Below are 5,734 nucleotides of genomic sequence, written 5' to 3'. Positions count from 1 at the left end.
GCCAGTGGCACCCATCGCACTATTTCTACTGCGTGTGCACTTAGCGCAATGTAAGCCATGGTCCTCTGACCGCCGTGCGCTTGGTCCATGCTGCCGTGCGCGGAGTCGCGGGCGACTGATCAGCACCTATTCGACTTAGAGCTATTCCCAAAACCAAGTTCCGGGTGGCTGGGGTCGAATGTACTCGTTCGCCCCAGGCTGTTCCGCTGGGGGCGAATGAGTACATTCGACCCCAGCCACCCAAGCGTCTATGTCGGTTTTGGGATGGGCCTTTAGGCGTCGTTTGGGCAGGGCGTTAGGGCGCTCTCGCCGCTGGGCGATTCCAACTCCGGCACCTGATGTTCGATCACCTGCATTTCGCGCCAGTAGCCGGCGAGAAAGCGCAGGAGGTAGATCACGCCCAGGGCCAGAATCCAAATCGTCAGCACGAACCAGGACCAACGTAGACCCAGTCCGAATTTTTCGATGCCGACCCAAGTCGCCACGACCGGCATGCCGGACATCAGAAATGTCGTCTTCAATACGAAGCGGGTATCGCCGGCGCCCTTGATGGCGAACGAGAACACGATGTTGGCGCTATCGAAGAGGCAATAAATGGCGACGAACTTGAGTAGCATGACCGTCATGTCGCGCAGCGGGCCGAAGGATTCGGGATCCTCCAGGTGAGCGCCGTGAAGGATCAGCAGCAGGTCGCCAAAGAAGAAGTAAACAATCCCCACGCCAAACGTGTAAATCAGCGCGAGCGTGAACGCCGACCAGGTGGACCGCGCCGCGAGATCGGGCTGCTTTTCCCCAATCCGCTGCCCCACCAGGGTCTCGGCCGCGATCGCAATGCCGAGCGCCGGCATGAAGGCCAGCATGTTGACGTTGAGCGCGAGTCCGGTGGCGGCCAACTCGAGCGCTCCGAGCCGACCGACAATCATCAGAAACAGGGAAAAGCCGCCGATTTCCACCGCGAATTGCAGGCCCTGGGGCGCCCCGAACCGCACGAGACGGCGAAACAGCTCGCCATCGAACAGCTTCGCCGGCCAGGTGGCGAAATCGCGCCGATGTCCCGCCTGCAGAAAGAGGGCGAACCAAATGCCCAGGACGACCCAATAGGACACCACGGTCGCCCAGGCAGCGCCCGCGATGCCCCAGCCCTCGTGGCCGGCGATCCCGAAGATCCAGAAGTAGTCGAGCACTACATTCAGCACCGCGGCGAACATGTTGACGTACATGACGACGCCGGTCTTGCCGCGGCCCGTGTAGAAGGCCGAAATCGCCGCTGCCATGACCTGCGCCGGGCCGCCGAGCATCAGGATCTGAAAGTATTCGATTTCCAGCGTCTGCACCTCTGGTGTGTGCCCGGCCTGGGCGAAAAACCAGGGCGCTACAAAGATCGTGGCCAAGAGCACCGGCGTGGCGGCCAGGCCGAGCAGAATTCCTTGCCAAACGGCGACGCCGATCCGTTGGGGACGCTCCGCTCCGGAATACTGGGCGACGAACGTGTTGACGTACATGGCGATGCCGAAGGCAAAGCTCATGATCGTCCACTGGAGGGCCCCGGCCGGCAGCGCTGCGGCCATCGCGTCCTGAGAGTACTGGACTAGAAACAACCGGTCGGTGAACTGCAGCAGCGTCGTCGACGCGGTAGAAATCACGAGCGGGAATGACAGCCACAGCACTTCGCGCAAGCCGCCTGGCCTGCGCCAAATTCCCAATTCCTGCTCCGCCATCGCGCACCGCCTCAAGTTCGCGCCGTGGAAATCGCCTGCGACCAGAATGCCGCAACGGCCGGGCGATGTCCATCGCCAGCGAGGCAGGACACGCGAGGCGAAGTTCGGTTCGGGGTGCTGTTTCTATTTGAACCGCGGAGGCGCGGAGAATTTGACCGCGAAACACGCGAAATGACGCGAAAAATGAGAATGGGAATTTGCAAATAGCGCCAACCATTGCGCTCGCGCCTTCTTTCGCGTCATTTCGCGTGTTTCGCGGTCTAATTCTCATCTCTGCGCTTCACGAAGCGACCCTTACGAAAACGCCGCGAAGTCTTTTCCCAGCAGGGCTGTGGCGATTTTGAGTTTCATGATTTCGTCGGTGCCTTCGTAGATGCGGCAGACGCGGACGTCTTGGAGGTGCCGGCCGACGCGGTAGAGTTCGCTGTAGCCGCGGCCGCCGAAGATTTGCACGGCGTGGTCGGCGGCTTCCCAGGCTGCGTTCGAAGCAAAGAACTTGGCTTGGGCGACGCGCAAGTCTGCCTCGGCGGCGGCGTCCTTGTCTTGCGGCGATTCGTCGCTGCGTTGCTTGGCGTGCGCCGCGCGTTCGATCATTGCGTCGCTTGCCGCGCGGGCCATTTCGATGGCCGCCAGATGTTCCTGCACGAGTTGATGTTTGCCGATCAGCTTGCCGTGCTGGCTGCGTGTTTGGCAGTAGTGAATCGCCTCGACGAGACAATCCTCGATCACGCCCAGGCAACCCGAGGCGACGCTCAAGCGGCCGGAAACAAGCGTGCCCATCGCGACACGGAATCCGTTGCCTTCCTCTCCAAGCATGTTTTCCAGCGGCACGGGATGGTCCGTCATCTGGAACATCGCCGTGTTCGCGGTGAACATGCCGAGCTTGGACGGCAGATCCTCGGTTTCGAAGGTCTCGCCGGCCGTTTCGACGATGAACGCGCTCATGCGACGTTCCGGACCGGTCGCGGCCTCGGGATACGCCAGGACCACCACGGCCTGCGCGATTCCGCCGTTGGAGATCAGGTACTTCACGCCGTTCAACAGAAAGCGATTCCCTTCGCGGCGATACGTGCTGGTCATTTCCAACGGATTCGATCCAGCGTCTGGCTCCGTTAGTCCGAAGGCCAGAATGCATTCGCCGCGCACCGAGGCGGGCAGGTAGTGTTTCTTCTGCGCGTCGTTGCCGTAGCGCAGAATCGGGTATTGCCCGATGGACGTATGTCCGGAAAAGAACGTTCGCGCGCCGGTTCCTTCGCGGCCGATCCGCGCCAACGCCCGGGCGTAGGTCACCGCGTCCGCGCCACGGCCGCCCAGTTCGACGGGGATCGGCATCCCGAGCAAGTCATGCTTTTTGGCCAGCTCCGCGATGCCGTCGTTTTGACGGTGCTCGACGTAGCACAACTCTTCGGTGGGCCGCAGTTCCTGGCAAAAGGCGTCCACGTCGGCCAACAGCTTTTCGGCATCTTGCGGGTACACGTCAGCGACTCCTGAAAGGCCCGGGCGAACTGCTCAATTGTAGGCTCAGGCGACGAAACGAGTCGGCTCCGGATTTTCACCACGGAGACATGGAGACACGGTGGACGAGGAGGATTTAACCGCGAAATACGCGAAACACACGAAAAAGGGAGAAAGGGGAGGGTAGCTCGAATGCCCGACTCCGCGCCTGCACACTTTCGCGTCATTTGGCGCTTTTTGCGGTTCCGAATCTGCTTCGAACTCACTTCCCTTCTCAATGTTCTCCGAGTTTTCCGTGGTGCATCCTATGGAGTGGACGCCAGCAGTTTCCGGAGGTGGGATTCTACTGATTCTGCTAGTCGCTCTGGATGGTAGCCGCCTTCCAGGACGCTGACGATGCGGCCCCCGGCGTGGGTCGCGGCGATGTCGCGCACCACGTCGGTCAGCGTGGCGAAGTCTTCGACCTCTAGTCCTAGCGAGCCGACCGGGTCCTCGCGGTGGCTATCGAAGCCGGCGCTGAGGATGATCAACTCCGGGCGAAGGCGATCGGCGAACATTTCCAGCCGAGACCGAAACGCCGCCAGGTAGTCCTGCCGCGAGATGCCGAGCTCCGTTGGCAAGTTGAGCGTCGTCCCCAGCCCGTCGCCGCCGCCGGTTTCGTCGAAGTTGCCCGTGCCGGGGTAAAACGGCCAGCGATGGATTGAGAAGAAACCAACGCTCGGGTCGGTCCAGAACATGTCCTGCGTGCCGTTGCCGTGATGGACGTCCCAGTCGACGATCAGTACGCGATGGAGCGCCAGTTCGTTGATCGCGAATCGAGCGCCGATCGCTACGTTGTTGAACAGGCAGAAGCCCATCGGTCGATCCGGCAGCGCATGATGCCCAGGCGGGCGCACCAGGCAAAGCGCCGTGCGATCCGGCCCCGTGACACCGCGCCGCACGGCATCGACCACCGCGCCGGCCGCGAGTGTGGCGGCTTCGTAGGAGCGGGCGCTGACGACGGTGTCGGCTTCAATACGCCCGCCGCCTCCCGATGAACTGACCTCGATCATCTCAGGGTAATCGGCGCCATGGACCAGGCACAGTTCCTCGACGGTCGCCGCTTGCCACTCCATCGCCTGGCATTGCGCGCTCAAGCCAGTCTCAGCGAGCCGCCGCGAAATCGCCCGTAACCGCTCGGCGCATTCCGGATGCCGCCCGGTGTCATGCTCCAGAAACGTTGGCGAAGTGTAGAGCAACGTCATAGCGAACTTCTATCCGAGATAACGCCACGCAATTCGGAAGTGCCCGCGAAACACGCGAAATTACGCGAAAAAATTCGGCTATCCGATGGTCGATGGATAATACGAGCGAATCGAGGAAGTTTTTTCGAACCGCACCTCGCCGTTCCCTTTCGCGTCATTTCGCGTGTTTCGCGGGCTCATGTATTACAGCAGCCCGAAGCGGATCAGGGTTTGGCGGAGCTTTTGTTCCGTGGCTTCGTCGAGCGCCGTCATGGGCAATCGCATTTCGCCGGTGTCGCGGCCGAGGAGTTTCATTGCGGCTTTGACTGGAATGGGGTTCGTTGCCAGGCCGAGCATATCGCGGCAGAGCGGGAAGAGTTTGAGATGCGCGGCCTGGGCCGTGGCGATGTCGCCAGCGTTCCAGGCGTTCAAGAGCGCGATCATGGCCTTTGGGACAATATTGCCCACGACCGAGATCACGCCGCGCCCGCCGATCGAAAGAATCGGCAGCGTCAGGCTGTCATCGCCGCTGAGAATTGTGAGATCGGTCAGCGCGGCCACTTGCGACGCCTGATCCAGCGAACCCGTGGCTTCCTTGACCATGGTCACGTTCTGGCATTCGGCAATCCGCGCGATCGTTTCCGGTTCGATGTTCTTGCCCGTGCGGCCGGGGATGTTGTACACGCAGATCGGCAGGCCGACCGTTTCGGCCAGCGCCTTGTAGTGCTGGTAGAAGCCTTCCTGCGTCGGCTTGTTGTAATACGGGGCGACGACCAGTGCGGCGTCGGCGCCGTTTTTCTCGGCCTGCTTGGTAAGCCGGAGGGCCTCGGCGGTGCTATTGGAGCCGGTGCCGGCCATGACCTTGATCCGGCCGGCGGCGTATTCGACGCTCGCGGCGATAACTCGATCGTTTTCCTCGTGGGTCAGCGTGGGGGACTCGCCGGTCGTCCCCGCCGGGCAGATGCAGATCGTCCCGGCCGCGATCTGGAACTCGATCTGCGTCTTGAGCGCGGCGTAATCGACCTCGCCGTTCTTGAAGGGAGTCGTAATGGCAACGGACAGGCCGGCAAAGGCCTCGCTGCGGGTGGTGCGTGACATGGTGCGTGATGTGAATTTAGGAAACGGAGTGGTGGATCATGTCTAACATTGTTGTGGCACGGTCTCCTGACCGTTGGTATCTACACATCTCGGAAGGAACCACGAAAAGCACGAAAGGCACGAAAGTTTGGGATGTTTGGTAAACTTGCGGTGGCCATTTGAAGGCAGATCGCCTAGCCGACGTCCCTTTGGCACTTCCAGCGCAATCCAATACTCGACAAGACTTTCGTGCCTTTCGTG

Annotated in this window: 4 protein-coding genes; all 4 read right to left on the bottom strand. The window is 61.4% G+C overall.

Going from position 1 to position 5,734, the window contains the following annotated elements; genetic code table 11:
- Nucleotides 1–272 precede the first annotated feature (272 nt).
- Entirely contained in the window at nt 273–1,718 is a 1,446-nt protein-coding gene (locus SGJ19_04910) for an MATE family efflux transporter (protein MDZ4779573.1), read from the bottom strand.
- 294 nt (nt 1,719–2,012) lie between these two features.
- Nucleotides 2,013–3,194, bottom strand: coding sequence for an acyl-CoA dehydrogenase family protein (locus SGJ19_04905; GenBank protein ID MDZ4779572.1), 1,182 nt, complete (start codon nt 3,192–3,194; stop codon nt 2,013–2,015).
- Between the two features lie 284 nt (nt 3,195–3,478).
- Entirely contained in the window at nt 3,479–4,417 is a 939-nt protein-coding gene (locus SGJ19_04900) for a histone deacetylase (GenBank protein MDZ4779571.1), read from the bottom strand.
- 183 nt (nt 4,418–4,600) lie between these two features.
- Nucleotides 4,601–5,494 (bottom strand): 4-hydroxy-tetrahydrodipicolinate synthase, encoded by an 894-nt coding sequence (dapA, locus tag SGJ19_04895; protein MDZ4779570.1) that lies wholly within the window; start codon nt 5,492–5,494, stop codon nt 4,601–4,603.
- Nucleotides 5,495–5,734 lie beyond the last annotated feature (240 nt).

Source organism: Planctomycetia bacterium, from assembly GCA_034440135.1.
GTDB lineage: Bacteria > Planctomycetota > Planctomycetia > Pirellulales > JALHLM01 > JALHLM01.
Note: the sequence above shows the minus strand (reverse complement) of the source record. Positions and strands in the feature narration are given on the sequence as shown.